This is a genomic window from Streptomyces sp. NPDC038280 (genome assembly GCF_055600045.1).
The window spans coordinates 73,880-97,011 of the sequence record NZ_JBVJYZ010000008.1 but is presented as its reverse complement, the minus strand read 5'-3'; the positions used below and the strand labels follow the sequence as shown (position 1 = coordinate 97,011).

General features: G+C 70.5%; 18 protein-coding genes, 2 tRNA genes and 1 pseudogene. 10 read left to right on the top strand and 11 right to left on the bottom strand.

Features of this window, described 5'->3' with window-relative positions:
* Positions 1-7 precede the first annotated feature (7 nt).
* The 7 genes from ACZ7J0_RS18320 to ACZ7J0_RS18290 all read left to right on the top strand — a co-directional run bounded on the left by ACZ7J0_RS18320 (position 8) and on the right by ACZ7J0_RS18290 (position 7,549).
* Positions 8-892, top strand: coding sequence for a trypsin-like serine protease (locus tag ACZ7J0_RS18320; RefSeq protein WP_470888509.1), 885 nt, complete (start codon positions 8-10; stop codon positions 890-892).
* Positions 893-939: 47 nt separating this feature from the next.
* Positions 940-1,497, top strand: coding sequence for a hypothetical protein (locus tag ACZ7J0_RS18315; RefSeq protein ID WP_470888507.1), 558 nt, complete (start codon positions 940-942; stop codon positions 1,495-1,497).
* A 291-nt stretch (positions 1,498-1,788) separates the two neighbouring features.
* Positions 1,789-3,021, top strand: coding sequence for a branched-chain amino acid ABC transporter substrate-binding protein (locus ACZ7J0_RS18310; RefSeq protein ID WP_469118025.1), 1,233 nt, complete (start codon positions 1,789-1,791; stop codon positions 3,019-3,021).
* A 100-nt stretch (positions 3,022-3,121) separates the two neighbouring features.
* Positions 3,122-4,054 carry a branched-chain amino acid ABC transporter permease gene (locus ACZ7J0_RS18305; RefSeq protein WP_470888505.1) on the top strand — a complete coding sequence of 311 codons (933 nt, stop codon included), beginning with the start codon at positions 3,122-3,124 and terminating at the stop codon, positions 4,052-4,054.
* A gap of 5 nt (positions 4,055-4,059) precedes the next feature.
* Entirely contained in the window at positions 4,060-5,796 is a 1,737-nt protein-coding gene (locus tag ACZ7J0_RS18300) for a branched-chain amino acid ABC transporter permease (RefSeq protein WP_470888854.1), read from the top strand.
* Between the two features lie 5 nt (positions 5,797-5,801).
* Positions 5,802-6,836 carry an ABC transporter ATP-binding protein gene (locus ACZ7J0_RS18295; protein ID WP_470888852.1) on the top strand — a complete coding sequence of 345 codons (1,035 nt, stop codon included), beginning with the start codon at positions 5,802-5,804 and terminating at the stop codon, positions 6,834-6,836.
* A complete protein-coding gene (locus ACZ7J0_RS18290) occupies positions 6,833-7,549 on the top strand; it encodes an ABC transporter ATP-binding protein (protein WP_470888503.1) in 717 nt (238 codons plus the stop codon). Before ACZ7J0_RS18295 ends, ACZ7J0_RS18290 begins: the two co-directional genes overlap by 4 nt.
* 71 nt (positions 7,550-7,620) lie before the next feature.
* Here ACZ7J0_RS18290 and ACZ7J0_RS18285 read toward each other — a convergent pair whose 3' ends face one another.
* Complete coding sequence (locus tag ACZ7J0_RS18285) at positions 7,621-8,274, bottom strand: ANTAR domain-containing response regulator (RefSeq protein ID WP_469118028.1); 654 nt, start codon at positions 8,272-8,274, stop codon at positions 7,621-7,623.
* Between the two features lie 99 nt (positions 8,275-8,373).
* Here ACZ7J0_RS18285 and ACZ7J0_RS18280 point away from each other — a divergent pair.
* Positions 8,374-8,448, top strand: a tRNA-Leu gene (locus ACZ7J0_RS18280).
* Positions 8,449-8,544: 96 nt separating this feature from the next.
* Here the strand turns inward: ACZ7J0_RS18280 and pyk are convergent.
* Together pyk and ACZ7J0_RS18270 are read right to left on the bottom strand one after the other, a co-directional pair.
* Positions 8,545-9,978, bottom strand: a complete 1,434-nt coding sequence (pyk, locus tag ACZ7J0_RS18275; protein ID WP_470888501.1) for a pyruvate kinase — start codon at positions 9,976-9,978, stop codon at positions 8,545-8,547.
* A 138-nt stretch (positions 9,979-10,116) separates the two neighbouring features.
* Positions 10,117-11,064 (bottom strand): annotated as a pseudogene (locus ACZ7J0_RS18270) (sigma-70 family RNA polymerase sigma factor); the annotation flags it as partial.
* 88 nt (positions 11,065-11,152) lie between these two features.
* Between ACZ7J0_RS18270 and ACZ7J0_RS18265 the strand changes: the two are divergent.
* A complete protein-coding gene (locus ACZ7J0_RS18265) occupies positions 11,153-11,752 on the top strand; it encodes a TetR/AcrR family transcriptional regulator (RefSeq protein WP_470888499.1) in 600 nt (199 codons plus the stop codon).
* Between the two features lie 572 nt (positions 11,753-12,324).
* Here the strand turns inward: ACZ7J0_RS18265 and ACZ7J0_RS18260 are convergent.
* The gene (locus tag ACZ7J0_RS18260; protein ID WP_470888497.1) at positions 12,325-13,038 is read right to left on the bottom strand and encodes an SIMPL domain-containing protein; all 714 of its coding nucleotides are present in this window, start codon (positions 13,036-13,038) and stop codon (positions 12,325-12,327) included.
* Positions 13,039-13,182: 144 nt separating this feature from the next.
* Between ACZ7J0_RS18260 and ACZ7J0_RS18255 the strand changes: the two genes are divergently transcribed.
* Positions 13,183-14,988, top strand: a complete 1,806-nt coding sequence (locus ACZ7J0_RS18255; RefSeq protein WP_470888496.1) for a bifunctional metallophosphatase/5'-nucleotidase — start codon at positions 13,183-13,185, stop codon at positions 14,986-14,988.
* A gap of 10 nt (positions 14,989-14,998) precedes the next feature.
* Here ACZ7J0_RS18255 and ACZ7J0_RS18250 read toward each other — a convergent pair whose 3' ends face one another.
* From ACZ7J0_RS18250 to ACZ7J0_RS18220, 7 genes are all read right to left on the bottom strand, one after another.
* Complete coding sequence (locus ACZ7J0_RS18250; RefSeq protein WP_470888494.1) at positions 14,999-16,411, bottom strand: lysine N(6)-hydroxylase/L-ornithine N(5)-oxygenase family protein; 1,413 nt, start codon at positions 16,409-16,411, stop codon at positions 14,999-15,001.
* Positions 16,408-17,781, bottom strand: a complete 1,374-nt coding sequence (locus tag ACZ7J0_RS18245) for a pyridoxal phosphate-dependent decarboxylase family protein (RefSeq protein WP_470888492.1) — start codon at positions 17,779-17,781, stop codon at positions 16,408-16,410. The genes ACZ7J0_RS18250 and ACZ7J0_RS18245 overlap by 4 nt, the downstream gene beginning before the upstream one ends.
* A 135-nt stretch (positions 17,782-17,916) precedes the next feature.
* On the bottom strand, positions 17,917-20,409 hold the full coding sequence (pepN, locus tag ACZ7J0_RS18240) for an aminopeptidase N (RefSeq protein ID WP_470888490.1): 2,493 nt from the start codon (positions 20,407-20,409) through the stop codon (positions 17,917-17,919).
* A 166-nt stretch (positions 20,410-20,575) separates the two neighbouring features.
* Complete coding sequence (locus ACZ7J0_RS18235; protein WP_470888488.1) at positions 20,576-21,574, bottom strand: asparaginase; 999 nt, start codon at positions 21,572-21,574, stop codon at positions 20,576-20,578.
* A gap of 90 nt (positions 21,575-21,664) precedes the next feature.
* A tRNA-OTHER gene (locus tag ACZ7J0_RS18230) sits at positions 21,665-21,733 on the bottom strand.
* A gap of 77 nt (positions 21,734-21,810) precedes the next feature.
* Positions 21,811-22,149 carry a chorismate mutase gene (locus ACZ7J0_RS18225; RefSeq protein WP_470888486.1) on the bottom strand — a complete coding sequence of 113 codons (339 nt, stop codon included), beginning with the start codon at positions 22,147-22,149 and terminating at the stop codon, positions 21,811-21,813.
* Positions 22,150-22,169: 20 nt separating this feature from the next.
* Complete coding sequence (locus tag ACZ7J0_RS18220; protein ID WP_470888484.1) at positions 22,170-23,048, bottom strand: helix-turn-helix transcriptional regulator; 879 nt, start codon at positions 23,046-23,048, stop codon at positions 22,170-22,172.
* Positions 23,049-23,132: the final 84 nt, after the last annotated feature.

The following is a 23,132-nucleotide window of genomic DNA, read 5'->3' as shown; positions in this document are numbered from 1 at the left end:
TTCTTCCTTGACCGCCGTACGTGTCACTGCCGTAGCGACCGCGGTAACCGCCGCGGCCTGCGCCGCCGTTCTCGCCACCGCGATTCCCTCCTCGGCGATCAACTCCTACCACGCGACGCCCGCGCCCGAACGCACCGAGGTCGGCGCGCTGGTCGCCACCTGGGACAACGACGACGACCCCGCGACGCCCGACCGGGTCGACTGGGTCTGTTCCGGCACCATGATCGACGCGGATACGTTCCTGACCGCCGCGCACTGCACGACCGACTGGCCGGCGAATGTGAGGTTCTTCGTCTCGCTGGACCAGGACGTCCAGGCGGGACTCGACAAGGCGGCGGCCGAGCACCCGGGTGACCCCGACGCCGTCGCGCGGGCCGTTGCCGTTCAGGGCTCCGCCCACAGCCACCCGTCCTATCCGGGCCCCGCCTCGGACACCCACGACATCTCCGTGATCGAGGTCCCGGCCGCCGCGATGAAGGCCCGCTGGTCCTTCACCCCGGCCGCGCTCCCCCGCGCCGGGGCGCTCTCCGCCCTCGGGCCGCAAGGCCTCAACGACACGTCGTTCCTCGTGGCCGGATACGGCACCCAGGAGGCCCGGCGCGGCCCCGGTGGGCACACCCATCCCGGTGGCGGGGTGCGAATGAAGGCGCCGGTCACCTTCAACTCGCTCAATGACGCCTGGATAAGGCTGTCCATGACCGCACCGCAAGGCAACGGCGGTGCCTGCTACGGCGATTCGGGCGGCCCGAACTTCGCCACGCTGGGGGGCAGGCTCACCCTGGTCGCCACCACGATCACGGGTGACACTCCCTGTTATGCCACCAATGTCACGTATCGGCTGGACACTCCGGGCGCTCGCGCCTTCCTCGATCCGTTCGTAGAACTGCCTTGATTCTGGCGGCAGTTGTGTCACATGGGGTGACCGCTTAGCGTGTCCCCATGGGGCATCCGGCGCACTCTCCGGCCAGGATCGCCGTCCGTGCGGTCCTGGCCGGTCTCGTGCTCGCGGGAGCCGGCGGCTGTTCGGCGGGCCGACCCGCCGAGCGCCCCGCCGCGACGGCGCCGGCGGACGTCTGCGCCAACCTCGTCTCGTACTGGGTGAAAGAGGCACTCAGAGGCAGCAAGTGGGCGGGGCTGGACTGGGAACAGAAGGGCCTGTCCAACGAACAGCTGGTCATCCACGACGACGTCCTCGCCGAGGCGCGCGCCGAGGAGCGGGTGCGCGGGCGCGAGGCGGCGGAAAAGCTGGCCGACCGGCTCGGTCGGCGTCGCTGCGAGGCGGCGAACGGGGCGACGGACAGCTCCGAGAACTGGCGGCCGCCGCGCGCGGCCGGCATCGGAACACCCGGCTCTTCCGTCACGCTCCGTAACCCCCGCCCCGGAGAGAGGTGCGACGGGCCGAGGGGCGGCGTGTACACCAGCGATATCCGCCTTGTCCGGTATCCGGAGAGGCCGCAAAACGGCGGGTCAGCACCAAGATCCGCTCAAGCCCCTTAGCGGAACTGGGCATTCTCATCATGCGGACACCGGGTTTGTGGTGTTTATGTCCTGTTTTGTACACCCCTCGCGCACCGTCTCTCCCCGTCGGCATAACAAGACAGTCACATCCTGACCTCGCCGCTCCCCGAGCCCCCCACCTGCGCTTAGAGTCACCGCCAGTCACCGCGCCGCCGGGCGCGTCTGCTGAACGGCCCTGTACGACCCCAGTACGGCCCGGCGATCGAAACGGCACCTCAGCTACACGGCACACCTCAGCTCGAGGGGGCCGCGCCAGGGAAAGGATTCATCGTGCGACACCGTTCCTTGCTCATACTCACCACCGTGATCACCACGGGAGCACTCACTCTCACCGCCTGCGGTTCGCGCGACGACAAGGGCGGCAGCGAGAGCGGCAAGAAGGGCACCACCGTCGTCATCGGCGTCGACGCCCCGCTCACCGGTTCGCTGTCGGCACTCGGTCAGGGCATCAAGAACTCCGTGGACCTGGCGGTACAGACCGCCAACAAGAACAACGAGGTCCCGGGCGTCACCTTCAAGCTCGAGGCCCTCGACGACCAGGCCGTGCCGGCCTCCGGTCAGCAGAACGCCACCAAGCTCGTCGGCAACAAGGACGTCCTCGGCGTCGTCGGCCCGCTGAACTCCGGCGTCTCCCAGTCCATGCAGGGCGTCTTCGACAAGGCCAACCTGACCCAGGTCTCCCCGGCCAACACGAACCCGTCGCTGAGCCAGGGCGACAACTGGGGCAAGGGCGAGAAGAAGCGTCCGTTCAAGACGTACTTCCGTACCGCCACCACGGACGTCGTCCAGGGCAAGTTCGCCGCGCAGTACCTGTACAAGGACGCCAAGAAGACCAAGGTCTACGTCGTCAACGACAAGCAGACCTACGGCGCCGGCCTCGCCGCGATCTTCTCCGACGAGTTCAAGCGCCTCGGCGGCACCGTCGTCGGCACGGACAGCGTCACCGTGAAGGAGACCGACTTCTCCGGCACGGCCAACAAGATCAAGAGCTCCGGCGCGGACTCGGTCTACTTCGGTGGCCAGTACCCCGAGGGCGGCCTCCTCTCCGACCAGGTCAAGAAGGCCGGAGCGAAGATCCCCACCATGGGTGGCGACGGCATCTACGACCCGCAGTTCATCAAGGCCTCCGGCGAGGCCAACGACGGTGACCTCGCGACCTCGGTCGGCTACCCCGTCGAGAAGCTCCCGACCGCGAAGAAGTTCATCGCCGACTACAAGGCCGGCGGCTACAAGGACCCCTACGCGGCCTACGGCGGCTACTCCTACGACGCCGGATGGGCGATCATCCAGGCCGTCAAGGCGGTCGTGAACGAGAACGGCGGCAAGCTCCCCGAGGACGCCCGCGAGAAGGTCACCGCCGCCATGGCGAAGGTCTCCTTCGACGGCGTGACCGGCAAGGTCTCCTTCGACGAGTTCGGTGACACCACCAACAAGCAGCTCACCGTGTACCAGGTCAAGGCCGGCGCGTGGGCCGACGTCAAGTCCGCCACGTTCGAAGACTGATCCACCGCACCGCCCCGCACCATCTGAACCAAGCCGCGCGAGGGCGCAAACAGCGCCCTCGCGCGGTGTCATATCCGACACGCTCATCGGAGGCCCTGCGGTGAACGAACTGCCGCAACAGCTGGCCGACGGCCTTGCCCTGGGGGCCCTTTACGGCCTCATCGCCATCGGTTACACGATGGTCTACGGCATCGTCCAGCTCATCAACTTCGCCCATGGCGAGATCTTCATGATCGGTGGCTTCGGCGCCCTCTCGGCGTACACGATCCTGCCCGACGGCACGCCCCTCGTGCTGGCGATACCCGTGATGCTGATAGGCGGTGCGGTCGTCTCCGTCGCCGTCGCCACAGCCGCGGAACGCTTCGCCTACCGCCCGCTCCGGGGCGCGCCACGCCTGGCCCCGCTCATCACCGCAATCGGCCTCTCGATCGTGCTCCAGCAGCTCGTCTGGGGCTTCTACCCCGGAGCCAAGAGCCCGGTCAGCTTCCCCGAGTTCAAGGGCGATTCCTTCCAGATCCTCGACGGTCTGTCGATCTCCCGCGCCGACGCGTTCGTGCTCGTCGCCGCCCCGGTCTGCATGCTCGCCCTCGGCTTCTTCGTCTCCAAGAGCCGCAGCGGCCGCGCCATGCAGGCCACCGCCCAGGACCCGGACACGGCCAAGCTCATGGGCATCAACACCGACCGCATCATCGTGATGGCCTTCGCCATCGGCGCGGCCTTCGCCGCCGTCGCCGCGGTCGCCGAAGGCCTCGACAAGGGCCAGATCCGCTTCGAGATGGGCTTCCTGCTCGGACTCAAGGCGTTCACCGCGGCCGTCCTCGGCGGCATCGGCAACATCTACGGCGCCATGGTCGGCGGAGTCGTCCTCGGCATCGCCGAGACCCTCTCGATCGCCTACGTCCAGGACATCCCCGGCATGGAGCAGTTCGGCGGCGGCGCCTGGAAGGACATCTGGGTCTTCTCCCTCCTCATCCTCGTGCTGCTGTTCAGGCCACAAGGCCTACTCGGCGAGCGCGTCGCGGACAGGGCGTGAGCACGATGACAACAGACCTCACCAAGACCCCCGGACCGGCCGCGGCCACCTCCTCCGCCGTCGCGAGCGTCTACCACTGGATCGTCGCCCTCGGCGGCGTCGCCACCATCGCCAGCACCTTCCTGGCCTGGACGTACACCGACGAGTTCCCCGGCGACCTCACCGTCACCGGCTACCCCGGCGGCCTCCAGGTCCTCAGCCTCGTCGCCGGCGTCCTGCTCGTGCTCTTCGCACTGGCCGGCGCCGGGATCAAGGGCCTCGGCTGGCTCGCACCGACCGGCAGCACCAAGGCCCTGCGCCTGCTCGCCCTCGGCGCCCTCGGCACCACGTGGTACACCGTCCTCGCCATCGCGTGGGAACTCGGCGGCCTCGTCAACCTGGAGCCCGGCGGCTTCGTCGCCTTCGTCGCGGTCCTGATCCCGCTGGCCGCGTTCCAGCTCCCCGACGACTCCCGCAAGGCCCCCGCGGCCAAGGAACTCCCCTCCTGGGCGGAGATCCTGATCATCGTCGCGTCCTTCGGTGTCGGCATGTTCGTCGTCACCTACGGCATCGACACCGAGTACGCCGAGCTCTTCATCGGCTACCTGATCATCACCGGGTTCGCCGTCGCGGCGCTCTTCAAGGCCGGCCTCATCGCGCGGCTCTCGGCCTTCACGGAGAAGTACCGCAGCATCGCGGTCATCGCCGGGTTCGTCGCCGCCGCCGCGTTCCCCTTCACCCAGAGCACCGACCAGTACACCCTGGTCGCGGTCAACATCCTCATCTTCGCGACCGTCGCTCTCGGCCTGAACGTCGTCGTCGGCCTGGCCGGACTGCTCGACCTCGGATACGTCGCCTTCCTCGGCGTCGGCGCCTACACGGCCGCCCTCGTCTCCGGATCGACCGCCTCCGCGTTCCACGTCCAGTTCCCCTTCTGGGCCTCCGTCCTCCTCGGTGCCCTGGTCTCCCTGATCTTCGGTGTCATCATCGGCGCCCCGACCCTGCGGCTGCGCGGCGACTACCTCGCCATCGTGACCCTCGGCTTCGGTGAGATCTTCCGCATCACCGTCAACAACCTCGACGGCGACAACGGCCCGGACATCACCAACGGACCCAACGGCGTCCCGAACGTGCCGGACCTCAACCTGTTCGGCTTCGACTTCGGCCAGCCCCACACCGTCCTCGGCATCGAACTCGGCTCCTACGCCAACTACTACCTGCTGATGCTGCTGGCGATGATCCTGGTCGTCGTCGTGTTCAGCCGGTCGCAGAACTCCCGCATCGGCCGCGCCTGGGTCGCCATCCGCGAGGACGAGACGGCCGCCACCGCCATGGGCATCAACGGCTTCCGCGTCAAGCTGATCGCCTTCGCCCTCGGCGCCACCCTCGCCGGTCTCGCCGGCACGGTGCAGGCACATGTACAGAGCACCGTCGTCCCGGAGATGTACCAGTTCGCCGGCCCCGTGCCGCCGAACTCCGCCTTCCTCCTCGCCGCCGTCATCCTCGGCGGCATGGGCACCATCACCGGCCCGCTGCTCGGCGCGTCCGTGCTCTACCTCATCCCGGCCAAGCTCCAGTTCCTGCAGGAATACCAGCTGCTCGGCTTCGGAATCGCGCTGATCCTGCTGATGCGCTTCCGTCCCGAAGGCCTCATCGCCAACCGTCGGGCCAAACTCGAGTTCCACGAGACCGGCCAACTCGACGTACCCACCGAAGGCCTGGGCACCACCGCCACGGCCGGCACCACGAAGGCGGGGGCGTGACCATCATGACCACCACGACCACCACCACCGCGCAGGCCACCGCCGCCACCGTGCTCCAGGCCAGCGGCGTCACCATGCGGTTCGGCGGACTGACCGCCGTCAAGGGCGTCGACCTGACCGTCCGCGAAGGCGAGATCGTCGGACTCATCGGCCCCAACGGCGCCGGCAAGACGACCTTCTTCAACTGCCTCACCGGGCTGTACGTCCCCACCGAGGGCAAGGTCAGCTACAAGGGCACGGTCCTGCCGCCCAAGCCTCACCTGGTCACCAAGGCCGGCGTCGCCCGCACCTTCCAGAACATCCGGCTCTTCGCCAACATGACGGTCCTCGAGAACGTTCTCGTCGGACGTCACACCCGGACCAAGGAAGGCCTCTGGTCGGCGCTGCTGCGCGGCCCCGGCTTCAAGAAGGCCGAAGCCGCGTCGCACGCACGCGCCATGGAACTGCTCGAGTTCATCGGCCTGCAGCACAAGGCCGACCACCTCGCGCGCAACCTCCCCTACGGCGAGCAGCGCAAGCTGGAGATCGCCCGGGCGCTCGCCAGCGACCCCGGCCTGCTCCTGCTCGACGAGCCCACCGCGGGCATGAACCAGAACGAGACCCGGACCACCGAAGAGCTCATCTTCGCCATCCGGGACCAGGGCATCGCCGTCCTCGTCATCGAGCACGACATGCGCTTCATCTTCAACCTGTGCGACCGCGTCGCCGTGCTCGTCCAGGGCGAGAAGCTCGTCGAGGGCACGTCCGAGGTCGTCCAGGGCGACGAGCGCGTCGTCGCCGCCTATCTCGGTACGCCCTACGAGGGCGCTCCGGGCGGGGAAGAGGTCGCCGAGGTCGAGGCGGCGGAGGCACAGGCGGAGGCGGAAGCCACCCCCGCCGCCGACGCACCCGAGGCCGGGAGCGACGCTCCGGAAGCCGACGCCGGGGCCGGGGCTCCGGCCGACGCCCCGGACGCCGACTCCGACGGCGACGACGAGGGCGAGGGCGAGGGCGAGACCGCCCCCGAGGCGCCCAGCACCACAGAAGGAGACTCCAAGTGACCGCACTCCTCGAGGTCGAGGACCTCAGGGTCGCCTACGGCAAGATCGAGGCCGTCAAGGGCATCTCCTTCAGCGTCGAGGCCGGCCAGGTCGTCACCCTCATCGGCACCAATGGCGCCGGCAAGACGACCACGCTGCGCACCCTTTCGGGGCTCCTCAAGCCCTCCGGCGGCACGATCATGTTCGACGGGAAGCCCCTCAACGGCATCCCCGCCCACAAGATCGTCGCCCTCGGCATGGCCCACTCCCCCGAAGGCCGGCACATCTTCCCCCGCCTGACCATCGCCGAGAACCTCCAGCTCGGAGCGTTTCTGCGGAGTGACAAGGACGGCATCGAGCGGGACATCCAGCGCGCCTACGACCTCTTCCCGATCCTGGGAGAGCGCCGCAAGCAGGCCGCCGGCACCCTCTCCGGCGGCGAGCAGCAGATGCTCGCCATGGGCAGGGCGCTGATGTCCCAGCCCAAGCTGCTGATGCTGGACGAGCCCTCGATGGGCCTCTCCCCGATCATGATGCAGAAGATCATGGAGACCATCGCGGCGCTCAAGGCCGACGGCACCACGATCCTGCTGGTCGAGCAGAACGCCCAGGCGGCGCTCTCGCTCGCCGATCAGGCGTACGTCCTGGAGGTCGGCACGATCAAGCTGTCCGGCCCCGGCCAGGAACTGCTGCACAACGACGAGGTCCGCAAGACATATCTCGGCGAGGACTGAGCAGCCCCTGTACGAGGAGGCCCGCCCCACAACGTAGTGGGGCGGGCCTTCTCACGTACGGGCGCCTGCGGCTACTGGCCCTTCGCGGCCTTCTTCTCCTCGGCGTCCTCGATGACCGCCTCGGCGACCTGCTGCATCGACATGCGCCGGTCCATCGACGTCTTCTGGATCCAGCGGAACGCGGCCGGCTCGCTCAGCCCGTACTGCGTCTGGAGAATGCTCTTGGCCCGGTCGACGAGCTTGCGGGTCTCCAACCGCTGCGAGAGGTCGGCGACCTCCTGCTCCAGCGCCTTCAGCTCCGCGAACCGGGATACGGCCATCTCGATGGCCGGGACCACATCGCTCTTGCTGAAGGGCTTCACCAGGTACGCCATGGCCCCGGCGTCCCGGGCACGCTCGACGAGGTCGCGCTGCGAGAAGGCGGTGAGCATCAGCACCGGGGCGATGGACTCACCGGCGATCTTCTCCGCGGCGGAGATGCCGTCGAGGACGGGCATCTTCACATCGAGGATGACCAGGTCGGGCCTGTGCTCCCGGGCGAGCTCGACGGCCCGCGCACCGTCACCCGCCTCACCGACGACCGAGTAGCCCTCTTCCTCGAGCATCTCCTTGAGGTCGAGGCGGATGAGCGCCTCGTCCTCGGCGATGACGACACGGGTCGTCAGCGGCGGGACGTGCGACTGGTCGTCGTCGGCGGCGGGCTGGGGCGACTCGGGGGCGGTCACGGGGGCTCCTCGTTCCACGGCAGATACAGCTCCCCATGAGCCTACCCACCTCCTGTAAGGTAGTTCCGCACAGGGTTCCCTTGGCCCTTTCTTTCGTAGGCCCCAGTACTCCAACTGGTCAGAGAGGCCGCTCTCAAACAGCGGACAGTGTGGGTTCGAATCCCACCTGGGGCACTTTTACTTCGATTCCATGGTCACGCGTTGCGTGCCCCGTGATCGTCCGTCCGAGCGTTGTTCCGCCCGAGCGGCCCCGTACCCGCCCCGCCGCGACTACTTCGGGCTGTCGTCCTCGCCGATGTGGTGGACGCGGACGAGGTTGGTGGAGCCCGCGACCCCGGGCGGGGAGCCGGCGGTGATCACCACGATGTCACCCTTCCGGCAGCGACCGATCCTCAGCAGTTCCTCGTCGACCTGGGCGACCATCGCGTCCGTGGAGTCCACGTGGGGTCCGAGGAAGGTCTCCACTCCCCAGGTGAGGTTCAGCTGGGAGCGGGTCGCGGCGTCGGGGGTGAAGGCGAGCAGCGGGATGGGTGAGCGGTAGCGGGAGAGCCGCTTGACCGTGTCGCCGGACTGCGTGAAGGCGACGAGGAACTTCGCGCCGAGGAAGTCGCCGATCTCGGCGGCGGCGCGGGCGACGGCGCCGCCCTGGGTGCGGGGCTTGTTCCGGTCGGTCAGGGGCGGGAGGCCCTTGTCGAGGACGTCCTCCTCGGCCGCTTCGACGATGCGGCTCATCGTCCTCACGGTCTCGACGGGGTACTTGCCGACGCTGGTCTCGCCGGACAGCATCACGGCGTCGGTGCCGTCGATGACGGCGTTCGCGACGTCGGAGGCCTCGGCGCGCGTGGGGCGGGAGTTGTCGATCATCGAGTCGAGCATCTGCGTGGCGACGATGACCGGCTTGGCGTTGCGCTTGGCGAGCTTGATGGCGCGCTTCTGGACGATCGGGACCTGCTCCAGCGGCATCTCGACGCCGAGGTCGCCGCGGGCGACCATGATGCCGTCGAAGGCGGCGACGATGTCGTCGATGTTCTCGACGGCCTGGGGCTTCTCGATCTTGGCGATGACGGGGAGGCGGCGGCCTTCCTCGTCCATGATGCGGTGGACGTCCTCGATGTCGCGTCCGCTGCGGACGAAGGAGAGGGCGATGACGTCGGCGCCGGTGCGCAGCGCCCAGCGGAGGTCCTCGACGTCCTTCTCGGAGAGGGCGGGGACGGAGACGGCGACGCCGGGAAGGTTCAGGCCCTTGTGGTCCGAGACCATGCCGCCCTCGATGACGGTCGTGTGGACGCGGGGCCCCTCGACCTCGGTGACTTCGAGGGCCACGCGGCCGTCGTCGACGAGGATGCGCTCGCCGACGGTGACGTCGTCGGCGAGGCCGGCGTAGGTGGTGCCGCAGCTGTGGCGGTCGCCGTCGACGGACTCGACGGTGATGGTGAAGGTGTCACCACGTTCAAGGAGTACGGGGCCTTCGGCGAAGCGGCCCAGACGGATCTTCGGGCCTTGAAGGTCGGCGAGGACGCCGACGCTGCGGCCGGTTTCCTCGGACGCCTTGCGTACGCGCTGACAGCGTTCCTCGTGGTCGGCGTAGGTGCCGTGACTGAGGTTGAGGCGGGCGACGTCCATTCCGGCTTCGACCAGTGCCTTGATCTGGTCGTATGTGTCGGTGGCGGGGCCCAGGGTGCAGACGATTTTTGCTCGGCGCATGGTCTGAGCCTAGGCCTTACCGGTGGGTAGAGAATTGGTCACGCATGACTACTCAACAACCTTTCGGTGAAGGGTTATTGACAAGTGTTGAATTGTGCGCAGGGCCGCTCCGATGAGCGGGCCCGAGGGGCTCAGCGGTCAGGTGAGATAGCCACTGAGGGCGCGCAGCCGGGAGGGGTGGCGGAGCTTGGACATGGTCTTGGCCTCTATCTGCCGGATGCGCTCACGGGTCACGCCGTAGACCCTGCCGATCTCCTCGAGGGTGCGCGGGTCGTCGCCGTCGAGTCCGTACCGCAGGGCGATGACACCGGCCTCGCGCTCGGTGAACTTGGCGAGGATCGCGCGGAGTTGGGACCTGAGGAGGTCCGCGCCGACGATGTCCTCCGGAGCGGGGGCGGCGGAGTCCTCGATGACGTCGCCGAGTTCGGTGCCGCCGTCACCGTCGCCGTCACCGAGAGGGGTGTGCAGGGAGACGGGGGTGCGGTCGTAGCCCTTCACCTGGACGATCCGCTCGACCGTGACGTCGAGGGCGGTGGCGAGTTCCTCGACCGTGGGCTCGCGGTCGAGCGTCGCGGCCAGCTCCCGCCGGGTTCGGGCGAGGCGGTTGATCTCCTCGACCATGTGGACGGGGACGCGGATGGTGCGGGACTGGTCGGCGAGGGCGCGTCCGATGCCCTGCTTGATCCACCAGGTCGCGTAGGTGGACAACTTGAACCCCTTGGCGGGATCGAACTTCTCGATGGCGCGGAGCAGGCCGAGGTTGCCCTCCTGGACGAGGTCGAGGAAGAGCATGCCGCGGCCGGTGTAGCGCTTGGCGATGGAGACGACGAGGCGGAGGTTGGCCTCCAGCATGTGGTTCTTCGCGCGCCGGCCGTCGAGGGAGACGCGCTCCAGCTCGGCGTCGGGGACACCGGCCGCGGCGATCTCCGCCTCGGCGGCGAGACCGGCCTGGACGCGGCAACCGAGGCGCACTTCCTGTTCGGCGGTGAGGAGGGGGATGCGGGCGATCTGACGGAGGTAGTCGCGGACCTGGTCCGTGTCGTGCGAGGAGTGCGTGAGCGTGGGCAAGGGGTGGGCCTCTCGATCGGGTTTTTTATGATGGACCGAAATTTAGGTCGGACCTATGCTCTAGGTCAAGCATAAATTTAGGTTCGACCTATGAGAGGGTGGATTCATGAGCGCACCGAGCCTGCGGGAGCAGAAGAAGCGACAGACCCGGCAGGCGATCTCCGACGCGGCGACGGGCCTGTTCATCGAGCGTGGCTTCGAGCAGGTGACGATCGCGGACGTCGCGGCGGCGGCGGGCGTGGCGAAGATGACGGTCACGAACTACTACCCGCGCAAGGAGGACCTCGTCCTCGACCTGAGCGAGGAGTTCGTCTCCGGTCCGGCACGGGTGGTGGCGGCGGCGCGGGCCGGGGGCGGGTCTCCCGTGGAGGCGCTGCGGGAGGACTACCTGGCGGCGGTGAGGCGGCGGGACCCGGTCATCGGATTCGCGCCGGAGCCGTTCGCGCGGATGCTGACGGAGAGTCCGGTGCTGCTGGCGCGGCTGCGGGAGTTCCACGAACAGCGGGAGGCGGCGGTGGCGGCCGTCCTCGCGGAGGACTGGCCCCCCGGCGACATCACCCCCCTGGCGGAGGCGGCGCGCCTGGGCGGGGCGCTGCGGGTGCTGTTCGGGCGGCTGCTGGAGCGGGTGCTGTCGGGGGCCCCGGCGGAGGAGACCGCGACGGCGCACGAGGCGGAGGCGGAGAGGGTGTTCGGGCTGTTGCGGTGAGAGGGCCATCGACGGCCGGCGGGCGGGGGTACGGGCACGGGATCCCCCACCCCACCCCTTCCCGAAACCCCGCCGGGGGCGAGGGGCGCACCGCCGACGCGGACGAACCGGCGCCGGGGCCAGGAGCCCGGCGTCGCGGCCGTCCCGCGAGGCGGGGCCGGTCACCGCACACCGGGCGCCCCGCCCGAGCGGTCGGCGTACGCGAACACGAGCCGGATCCGGGCGGGCAGCTCCGCGCCTCACCGCGCGGGGAGGCAAAACCGAGGAGCTCGGCACCCCGGTGGCACCCCCACCCCACCGGCGAACGGAGGCGAACGAACCCCCGCCCGGGGCGGCGGCCCCACTCCGCCGGGTGAGGACGGCCGGCCCCCCGGGCACCCCGCGCCGCCGACGCGAGCGGGCACCGCCCCCGGCTAGGGAGCGGGTGCCGGACCCGTGGGGGCGCCTTCGGGACGGCAGGTACGAGCCCGGCCTCGGGAGGCGGCCGGGGCGGCCGCGCACGCGGTGCGCGGCGCGCCCCGGACGCACTCGGCGCGGAGCCGCAGGCCCACGCCCCCGGCCGTCCCGCCGTTTCACAAGGTCGGTGGGGCCATCGTGAAGCGGGCGTTCACCTGGGCGTAGACCATTTGGCGTTGGGGTTCCAGGTCCAGGGGCGGCGGGGCGTCCGTGGATTCTGCCGCGTAGGCCATGCGGAGGGTGCCGGGGGCCGGGGGCATTCCACCGTAGGCCGCCGCGTTTTCAGCGCCGAGGTCGGCCAGTTCCACCAGGGCCGCGAGGCGGGTGCCGAGGGCCTCGGCGTATTCGCGGGCTCGCTGGACCGCCTCCTTCACGGCCTGGCGCCGGGCTTCCCCGTGCGCCGGGGAGTCGGGGCGCAGAGACCACCAGGGGCCGTCGACACGGGTGAGTTCGAGGTCCGCGAGGCGGGTCGTCAGTTCGCCGAGGGCCGTGAAGTCGGCCAGCTCGGCCGTGAGGTGGACGCGCCCGTGGTACGCGCGGACGCGTTCCGCGCGGCCGTGCCGGGTCAGCTCCGGACTGATGGAGAACGCCCCGGTTTCCAGCTTCTCGACCGAATCACCGTACGACTTGATGAGGTCGACGACCTCCGTGTTGCGCTGGGTCAGGTCGTCGAGTGCGGAACGCCGGTCGGTGCCGCGCGCGCTGACCGTGACGCCGATGCGGGCGATCTCCGGGTCGAACTCCAGCCGGGCCTCGCCCCGTACGGCGACGCGCGGCGCCTCGGGGGTGCCGTACGGAACGGCGGCGGGGGTCGGTTCTTCGGTGGTCACGACGGGCTCCCTCGTACGGCGGCGGCACTGGCGGCGACTCTGTCGGAACACTCTCGCACCGGAATGGCCGTCAGGGGTGTTGCCGGGTGGGTCCCGTGGGCCAGAATCTACGCGCGTTGTGCACCACTGAACCAAGGAGATCAGATGCCGCTGAACCGTAGGACGTTCCTGGAGGGATCGGTCGTCGCCGGAACCGGCGCCGCCCTCACCGGAGGGCTCGCCGCCCCCGCGCGGGCCGCCACCGTGTCGGCCACCACCGGACGTCCGCCGAAGCGGTACGCGTTCACCGTCATGGGAACGACCGATCTGCACGGAAACGTCTTCAACTGGGACTACTTCACGGACCGGGAGTTCGACGACAAGAACCACAACGACGTCGGTCTGGCCAAGATCTCGACGCTGGTGAACCAGGTGCGGAAGGAGAAGGGGGTCCGCAACACCCTCCTCATCGACGCCGGCGACACCATCCAGGGCACCCAGCTGTCGTACTACTACGCCAAGGTCGACCCGATCACCGCCGCACGCGGCCCGGTCCACCCCATGGCGCAGGCCATGAACGCCATCGGCTACGACGCCGCCGCTCTCGGCAACCACGAGTTCAACTACGGCATTCCGGTGCTGCGGAAGTTCGAGGAGCAGTGCGACTTCCCGCTGCTCGGCGCCAACGCCCTGGACGCGAAGACGCTGCGGCCGGCCTTCCGCCCGTACAGCATGCACCGGCTGTGCACACCGCACGGCCGCGATGTGCGGGTCGCGATACTCGGGCTGACGAACCCCGGTATCGCCATCTGGGACAAGCAGAACGTCAGCGGCAAAATGGTCTTCCCCGGCCTCGAGGAGCAGGCCGCGAAGTGGGTGCCGAAGCTGCGCTCCATGGGCGCGGACGTGGTGATCGTGTCGGCGCACAGCGGCTCCAGCGGCACGTCGTCGTACGGCGACCAGCTGCCGTACGTCGAGAACGCGGCCGCGCTGGTCGCCGAGCAGGTGCCGGGCATCGACGCGATCCTCGTGGGTCACGCGCACACCGAGATCCCGGAGTACCGGGTGACCAACAAGGAGACGGGCAAGGACGTCGTGCTGTCCGAGCCGCTGAAGTGGGGACAGCGGCTGACGCTGTTCGACTTCGAGCTGGTGTGGGGCAAGGGCCGCTGGACCGTGGAGAAGGTCGGCGCGAAGGTCCTCAACTCCAACACGGTGGCCGAGGACCCGGAGGTCGTACGGCTCCTGGAGGACGAGCACACGAAGGTCGTCGCGTACGTCAACCAGGTGATCGGGACGTCGACGGCGTCGATGACCACGGCCGAGGCGGCCTGGAAGGACGAGCCGATCATCGATCTGATCAACCACGTCCAGGCGGAGACGGTGAAGGCGGCCCTGGCCGGCGGCCAGTACGCGGCGCTGCCGGTGCTCTCCCAGGCATCCTGCTTCTCCCGCACGGCGGCGATTCCGGCCGGGCAGGTCACCATCAAGGACGCGGCGGGTCTCTACCCGTTCGAGAACACGCTGGAGGCGCGGCTGCTCACCGGCGCCCAGCTGAAGGCGTACCTGGAGTACTCGGCGAGGTACTACGTCCAGACGGCGCCGGGCGCGCCGGTGGACACGGCGAAGCTCACCAACGCCGAGAACACTCCTGACTACAACTACGACGCCGTGTCCGGGCTGACGTACACGATCGACATCGCCAAGCCGGCCGGTTCCCGGATCGTGGGCCTGTCCTTCGGGGGGAAGCCGATCGACCCGGCCGCGCAGTTCGTGCTCGCCGTCAACAACTACCGGGCGAGCGGCGGTGGAGCGTTTCCGCATGTCGCGTCCGCCCCGCAGCTGTGGGCCAACTCGGACGAGATCCGCAACACCATCATCCAGTGGGTGCGGGCGAAGGGGACGGTCGACCCGTCGCAGTTCGCGTCGGTGGACTGGAAGCTGACGCGGGACGGGGTTCCGGTCTTCTAGGTACCCGGTTCTAGAGGTTCTGTGCGAGAGGCGTCAGCTCCGGGCCCTGGGCCGGGATGCGCGGCGCCTCTCGCCGCTCCAGGCCGAAGGTGGTGAAGGCGGTGCGGCGGGGCAGCGGGTAGGGCTCCTTGCCGGTCAGGGAGTTGAGGATGGCGGCGCTGCGCCAGGCGGCGAGACCGAGGTCGGGGGCGCCGACGCCATGGGTGTGCTTCTCGGCGTTCTGTACGTACACCGAGCCGGTGACGGAGCTGTCGAGGACCAGCCGGAACTCGGTGTCGATGCGCGGACGCCCGGAGGAGTCACGGCGGACGTACGGGTCGAGACCGGCGAGCATCCGGTCGAGCGGGCGTTCCCGGTAGCCGGTCGCGAGGACGACGGCGTCGGTGGTGAGGCGGGAGCGGGTGGCCTGCTGCACGTGCTCCAGATGCAGTTCGACCTTGGTGGTGGCGACCCGTCCCGCGGTGCGGACGCTGACCCCGGGGGTGAGCACCGCGTCGGGCCAGCCGCCGTGCAGGGTGCGGCGGTAGAGCTCGTCGTGGATGGCGGCGATGGTGTCGGTGTCGATGCCCTTGTGGAGCTGCCACTGGCGGGGCACGAGTCCGTCGCGTACGGATTCGGGCAGGGCGTGGAAGTAGCGGGTGTAGTCGGGGGTGAAGTGCTCCAGGCCGAGCTTGGAGTACTCCATGGGCGCGAAGGCCTCCGTGCGGGCCAGCCAGTGGATCTTCTCGGCTCCCGCGGGGCGGGCGCGCAGCAGGTCGAGGAAGATCTCGGCGCCCGACTGGCCCGAGCCGATGACCGTGATGTGTTCGGCGGCGAGGAGCCGCTCGCGGTGGGCGAGATAGTCGGCGGAGTGGATGACCGGGACGGTCGGCGCGTCGGCGAGCGGCCGCAGGGGTTCGGGGACGTAGGGCTCGGTGCCGACGCCGAGGGCGATGTGCCGGGTGTGGGCGCGGCCCAGCGCCTCGGCCTCCCCGGCCGCGTCGAGCTGGGTGAAGTCGACTTCGAAGAGGTCGCGTTCGGGGTTCCAGCGGACGGCGTCGACCTGGTGGCCGAAGTGCAGGCCGGGCAGCTGGTCGCTGACCCATCGGCAGTAGGCGTCGTACTCGGCGCGCTGGATGTGGAACTTCTCGGCGAAGTAGAAGGGGAAGAGCCGGTCGCGGGACCGGAGGTAGCTGAGGAACGACCAGGGGCTGGAGGGGTCGGCCAGGGTCACCAGATCAGCGAGGAAGGGGACCTGGAGGGTGGCGCCCTCGATGAGGAGACCGGGGTGCCAGTGGAAGGCGGGGCGCTGCTCGTAGAAGGCGGCGGCGACGCCGCCGGGGACGCCGTGGGCGAGCGCGGCGAGGGAGAGGTTGAACGGACCGATGCCGATGCCCACCAGGTCCTGGGGCTGGTCAATGGCGTGCTGGGGTGTGCCGGTCATCGGACGGTACTGCCTTCCACGAGGGTGATGATCTCTTCGAGGTCGCCGGGGGTGGCGTGGGGGTTGAGCAGGGTCGCCTTGAGCCAGAGGCGGCCGTCGGCGCGGGCCCGGCCGAGGACGGCGCGGCCTTCGGTGAGCAGGGTGCGGCGGACCGCCGCGACGGTGTCGTCGCCCGCGCCGGCGGGCCGGAACAGGACGGTGGTGAGGGTGGGCCGTTCGTACAGCTCGAGGGCGGGGGCCTTGTCCACGAGATCGGCGAGGTGCTGGGCGGCGGCGACGACCTGGTCGACGAGGCCGGCGAGGCCGGCGCGGCCGAGGGCCCGCAGGGTGACGGCGGTCTTGAGGACGTCCGGCCTGCGGGTGGTACGGAGGGAACGGCCGAGCAGGTCGGGGAGGCCGGCCTCGGTGTCGTCGTCGGCGTTGAGGTAGTCGGCGGTGTGGCCCAGGGGGGCGAGGCGGCTGGTGTCCGCGACCGCGAGCAGTCCGGCGGCGGCCGGTTGCCAGCCCAGTTTGTGCAGGTCGAGGGTGACCGACCGGGCGCGGTCGAGTCCGGCGAGCAGGACCCGGTGTGTGGGTGAGAAGAGGACCGGACCTCCGTAGGCGGCGTCGATGTGGAGTTCGGCGCCGTGGCGGTCACAGAGGTCGGCGATCCCGGGGAGGGGGTCGATGCGGCCGGTGTCGGTGGTGCCCGCGGTGGCGGTGACGAGGACGGGGCCGGTCAGTCCGGCGAGGGCGTCGTCGAGGGCCGCGAGGTCGAGGGTGCCGTCCGGGGTGGGGACGGTGACCGGTTCGGGCAGTCCGAGGAGCCAGGCGGCGCGGGGGACGGAGTGGTGGGTGTGGGCGCCGCACACGACCGTGACGGGGCCGTGGCGTTCGCGGGCGAGGAGCAGCGCGAGCTGGTTGGACTCGGTGCCGCCGGTGGTGACGAGGGCGTCGGGGTGGTCCTCCCCCGGGTAGACCTCGGCGGCGAGCGTCCTGGTGACGAGGGCTTCGAGGGCCGAGGCGGCGGGGGCCTGGTCCCAGGAGTCCATGGACGGGTTGAGCGCGGAGGCCGCGAGGTCGGCGGCGGCGGAGAGCGCGAGCGGCGGTGTGTGGAGGTGCGCGGCGCACAGCGGGTCCGCGGGGTCGGCTGCGCCGTCCGCGAGCGCGGTGACGAGGGTACGGAGGGCTTCCTCGGCGCCCGTTCCCGTATCGGGGAGCACGGGACCGAGCGCGGTCCGCAGCCGCTCGCCGACCACGCCGGGACCCCCGGCCGGCAGCGGCCCGCCGCGCCGCTCGGCCCCGGCGCGCAGCGCGTCGAGCACGGTGCCGAGCAGGGGCCGGAGCGCGTCGGGCCCTGCGGGGCCTCCGGCGAGGGGCGGGGTGTGCATGACACCACCCTGCCGGGGGTTCGGTGGGTATGTCCCCCGAGCGCCCGAGGGCAACCCGAAAGGGGGACAGGGGTGTTGCGCGGACGCGCCGGGGTGCTGGAGGCGGGCGGGGGCCGCTGCCCCCGCCCGCGGTCGTCAGGCGGTGCGGACCGCCAGGGCCCTGCGCAGGTCGTCGAGCTGGTCGACGAGCTTGCGGCGGAGGGCCGGGATCGCACGGGGGTCGTCGAGGTGGGCCTCGCCGGTGCGGAGGGACTCCGCGTCGACCGCGTACACCGGGAAGGCGTAGCGCCCGGCGGCCTCGGCGATGGCGGGGCCGCGGCGGGCCGCGAGGTCGATGGCGGCCGGGTAGTAGCGGGGGACGTACTCCCGTACGAGCTCGGTCTGTTCCGGCTGCCAGAAGCCCTGGGCGACGGCCGTGAAGAGGTAGTTGGAGAGCGTGTCCGAAGTGAAGAGCAGCTCCCAGGCGGCCGCCTTGGCCTCGGGGGTGGGGAGGGCGGCGCGGCAACGGGCCGCGCCTTCTTGGCCGGTGGCGCTCGGGTCGCGGTCGAGTTCGGCGGCGATCGCGCTCTCGTCGGTGGCGCCGAGCACGGCGAGGCGGCCGAGGATGCGCCAGCGCAGTTCGGGGTCGAGCTCGGGGCCGCCGTGGACGGCGCCGTCGGCGAGCCAGCTCTGGAGGGTGCCGGGCTGGGCGGACGCGTCGATGAAGTGGCGTACGGCGGTGAGGCGCAGGCCGGGGTTGCTGCCGTCCTCGGTGCGCCGGATCAGGTCGCGGGTGAGGTCCCTGAGCAGGGCGAGCGCGGCGGGGCGGGCATCGGCGCCCAGATGGCGTCCGGCGATCTGGGCGGAGGCGAAGCCGAGGACGCCCTGGACGATGGCGAGGTCGGACTCCTCGGGGAGGTGGGCGCGGGCCGTCTCCAGGTAGGTGGTGGGTTCGAGTTCACCGTCGCGGACCATGTCGCGCAGGGAGTTCCAGACGACGGCGCGGGTGAGCGCGTCGGGGACGCCGGAGAGGGTGCGCAGGGCCGGTTCCTCGGAGCCCTTGTCGAGGCGGATCTTGGCGTAGGTGAGGTCGCCGTCGTTGAGGACGACGAGGGCGGGGCGGCGGCCGGCGCGCACGCTGACGGATTCCCCCTGGGGGACGTCGATCTCGAACCGCTCGCGCAGGGTGAGGCTGCGGCCGTCGACCAGGTCGCGGTCGTAGGCGCCGACGGCGATGCGGTGGGGGCGGCTTCCGTCCTGGTCGACGTGGAGGTGCCAGTAGCCCTCCGCCTCACCGATCTGGGGGGTGAGGGTGTCGACGCCGGTGGTGCGCAGCCACTGGTCGGCCCAGGTGTGGACGTCGCGGTCGGTGGCGGAGGCGAGGTTGTCGATGAAGTCGGCGAGGGTGGCGTTGGAGAACTTGTGACGGGCGAAGTGGGCGTTGATACCGGCGAGGAAGTCCTTCTCGCCCATCCAGGCGACGAGCTGACGCAGGGCGGAGGCGCCCTTGGCGTAGGAGATGCCGTCGAAGTTGAGGAGCGCGGAGGCGGTGTCGGGGACGGCGTCGGGGTCGGGTGCGACGGGGTGGGTGGAGGGCCGCTGGTCGGCGTCGTAGCCCCAGGCCTTGCGGACGACACCGAAGTCGACCCAGGTGTCGGGGAAGAGCGTGGTGGCTTCGTTGACGGTCTGGTAGCCCATGTACTCGGCGAAGGACTCGTTCAGCCAGATGTCGTCCCACCACCGCAGGGTGACGAGGTCCCCGAACCACATGTGGGCCATCTCGTGGGCGATGACCATGGCGCGGGTCTGGCGTTCGGTGATGGTGACGGCGGAGCGGTAGATGAACTCGTCGCGGAAGGTGACCAGGCCGGGGTTCTCCATGGCGCCCGCGTTGAACTCGGGGACGAAGGCCTGGTCGTAGGAGTCGAAGGGGTACGGCTCCTCGAACTTCTCGTGGTACCGGTCGTAGCACTGCCGGGTGACGTCGAGGATCTCCTCGGCGTCGGCGTCGAGGAAGGGCGCGAGGGAACGCCTGCAGTGGATGCCGAAGGGGAGGCCGGCGTGCGCGGTGCGGACCGAGTGCCAGGGCCCCGCGGCGACGGCGACGAGGTAGGTGGAGATGAGGGGGGTGGCGGCGGCCTTCCAGCGACCGTCCGCCTGCTGCTGGGTGATGCCGTTGGAGAGGACCGTCCAGCCGTCGGGGGCGGTGATGGTCAGCTCGAAGACGGACTTCAGGTCGGGCTGGTCGAAGGCGGCGAAGACGCGTTGGACGTCCTCCATGAAGAGCTGCGTGTAGACGTAGGTCTCGCCGTCGGTGGGGTCCGTGAAGCGGTGCATGCCCTCGCCGGTGCGGGAGTAGCGCATGGCGGCGTCGATCCGCAGCTCGTGCTCGCCCTCCGTGAGGGTGAGGGGGAGGCGGTTCTCGTCGAGCTTCTCCGGGTCGAGGGGCTGTCCGTCGAGGGTGACCGAGCGCAGGGTGGCGGGCTTGAGCTCGACGAAGGTGTCCGCCGACGTGCGGGCCGTGAAGCGGATGACGGTGTGGGAGTCGAAGGTCTCGTCGCCGGTCGTCAGATCGAGGTCGATCGTGTAGCGGTGGACGTCGAGGAGCTGGGCACGGGTCTGCGCTTCGTCGCGCGTCAGTACGGACATGGGGCCATGCTGCCCGATCGGCCGTGGGCGGGGCAGGGGGATTCGCTGAGGGCGTGGGCGCTTCCCGGGGGCGTGGGGAGCGCTCGCGCGGGTCGGGTGGCGACCGGGTGGGGGGGTGCCGCCTGCGGCGGACGCCGCTCGGCGCGGGTGGTCGGGCGGGGGCCCGTCAGGCTGCCGTCCCGCCGGTGAGGGCGGCGAAGGCGGCGGCGATCGCGGGCCGGTCGGCCGCGCCGTCCGGCCCGTCCGACAGGAGTGCGTGCAGCAGGAGGCGGGACTTGGGGGCGTCCAGGGATCCCGCGGAGATCAGACCGCGGCCGAGGACGTCGTACTCCGAGCCGGGGCCCCGGTAGGTCTCGGTGAGCATCGCGCCGGAGCCGGTACGGGAGGCGAGGACCACCGGCATCCGGGCCGCGAGCCGCTCCAGGGGCTCGACCAGCCACATCGGTACGTGCCCGGCGCCGAACGCCGCGACGACGAGGCCGTCGAAGCGGTCGTCCAGGAGGTCGAGGAGTTCACCGCGGTCGCCGAGGGAGAGGGTGACGAGCCCGACCCGGACCTCGCGGCTGAGTCTCAGCGGGCGTTCGACGACGGGTCGCGCCGGCTTGAGCAGGACCCGGGGCCGGCCCTCGACGACCGCGCCGAGGGGTCCCGCGCCCGGGGAGGCGAAGGTGGCGATGGAGGTGGTGTGCGTCTTGCGCACGTGCCGGGCGGCATGGATCTCGTCGGCGAGCACCACGAGCACACCGAGGCCCCGGCAGGCGGGGTCGGCGGCGACGGCGATCGCTCCCGCGAGGTTCGCGGGGCCGTCAGCGCCCGGCAGATCGGGGCGTCGCATGGCGCCCGTCACGGCGATCGGCCGCTGTGCGGCGCAGACCAGGTCGAGGAGGAACGCGGTCTCCTCAAGGGTGTCGGTGCCCTGCACCACGACCACCCCGGAGCCGGACGCCGTCGCTTTGTCGACTTCCGCCGCGAGCGCGGTCAGGTCCTCGAAGGAGAGCGAGGAGCTGGGTACGCGCCGGAAGTCGCGCAGTTCGATGTCGACGGAGGCCGGGACGCCCGCGGCGGCCAGCACCTCGGCGCCGGTCATCCGGGAGGCGTCGCCGCCCCTGGCCGAGATGGTGCCACCGAGCGTGAAGACGGTGACGACCGCTGGACCGGAGGACATGCGCTCCGCCTTCCGTGAAAGGTTGGGTGCCCGAGATCAGGGTCGGCGACAGCGACGTAGCGTCCTGGGCCGCTGGACGACACCGGCCGGGACCGGCGACGGGATTCGAACCCGCGTTGCTCACTTGACAGGTGAAGTAGCTGTTGCCTTCGCACCGGGCTCGGTGAGCGTATCGGTCGGCGGCCGTGCCGCGCAGTGATTATCCGGCAGCGCGTAGCGGTTGGGGGTCGCGCTCCTCAGGCGCCCTGTTCGGCTGTCGTGCCGCCCGCGATCGTCTCGTGGTGCCGAATTACTTCGGCGATGATGAAGTTCAGCAGCTTCTCCGCGAACGCCGGGTCCAGCTTCGCGTTCTCCGCCAGCTCCCGCAGCCGGGTGATCTGCCTCGCCTCGCGCGCCGGGTCGGCCGGCGGGAGGCTGTGCTGGGCCTTGAGGTGGCCCACCTGCTGGGTGCACTTGAAGCGCTCGGCGAGCATATGGACGACGGCCGCGTCGATGTTGTCGATGCTCTCCCGCAGTCGGGTCAGTTCGGCGCGTACGGACGCGTCGACGGCGCCGGGGGTGTCACTGGTGCTCATGGGCAGCGAGCTTAGACCGGTCATGTGGAGAGCGTCGGAGGGTGTTCGGGATCCGGGATCCGGTTGCTCCAGCCTCCGGGGACGGTCCGTCCCTGCTGTTCGCGGAAGCGGATCGGCGCGGTGCCGACCCGGCGGGTGAACAGCCGGGAGAAGTACGCCGGATCGTCGTAGCCGACGCGGCGGGCGACGGCCGCGACGGGCAGATCCGTGGCAGCCAGCAGCTCCTTCGCGCGTCCGAGGCGGATCGAGAGCAGATAGTCCTTGGGACTGCAGCCCGCGCTGCGGCGCACCGCGGTGCGCAGCTCCGCCGGGGTCATGCCGTGGCGGGCGGCGTGCTCCGTGACGGACAGGGGCCGGCAGGCGTCGCGGGCGAGGGAGGAGAGGACCGGGTCGCCGTCGGCGTTGGTGTCGGCGCGGGCGCGGCGCAGGGCGACCAGGAGTTCATGGACGGCGGCGCCCGTCTCCACTTCGAGGAGCGGGTTGCCGCGCCGGGCGGCCCTGGCGATGCGGCCGATCGCGGCGCGGGCGGGGGCGGCGTCGGAGAGGGGGACGACGGGCCGGTCGGGTTCTATGTAACCCAGTTCGGTGTACGTGGCGGTGGCCGGTCCGGTGAAGTCGACGAAGCTCTCGTCCCAGCCGGTGCCCGGGTCGGCCGCGTAGTGGTGCGGGACACCGGGCGTCAGCCAGATCACGGCCGGCGCGGTGACCGCGGTGCGCCGCCCGTCGGCGCTCTTGTACCAGCCGCCGCCCGCGCTGACGAGCACGGCGACGTGGTGGTCGAGGGTGCGCGGGCCGACCATGGGCAGGGCGCCGTGCTGCAGACCGACGCCGAGACAGACCAGCCCGAGCCGCAGGTGGACCGGGCTGGGAGTGAAATAGCGCATCCACGTGTGATACATCCGCTGTCGCCTCCCCTTGCGTCCAAACAGCGCTGATCTTTGTCCATGGACCGGCCCGCCGCCAGAGCCCAGGGTTGGTCGCGG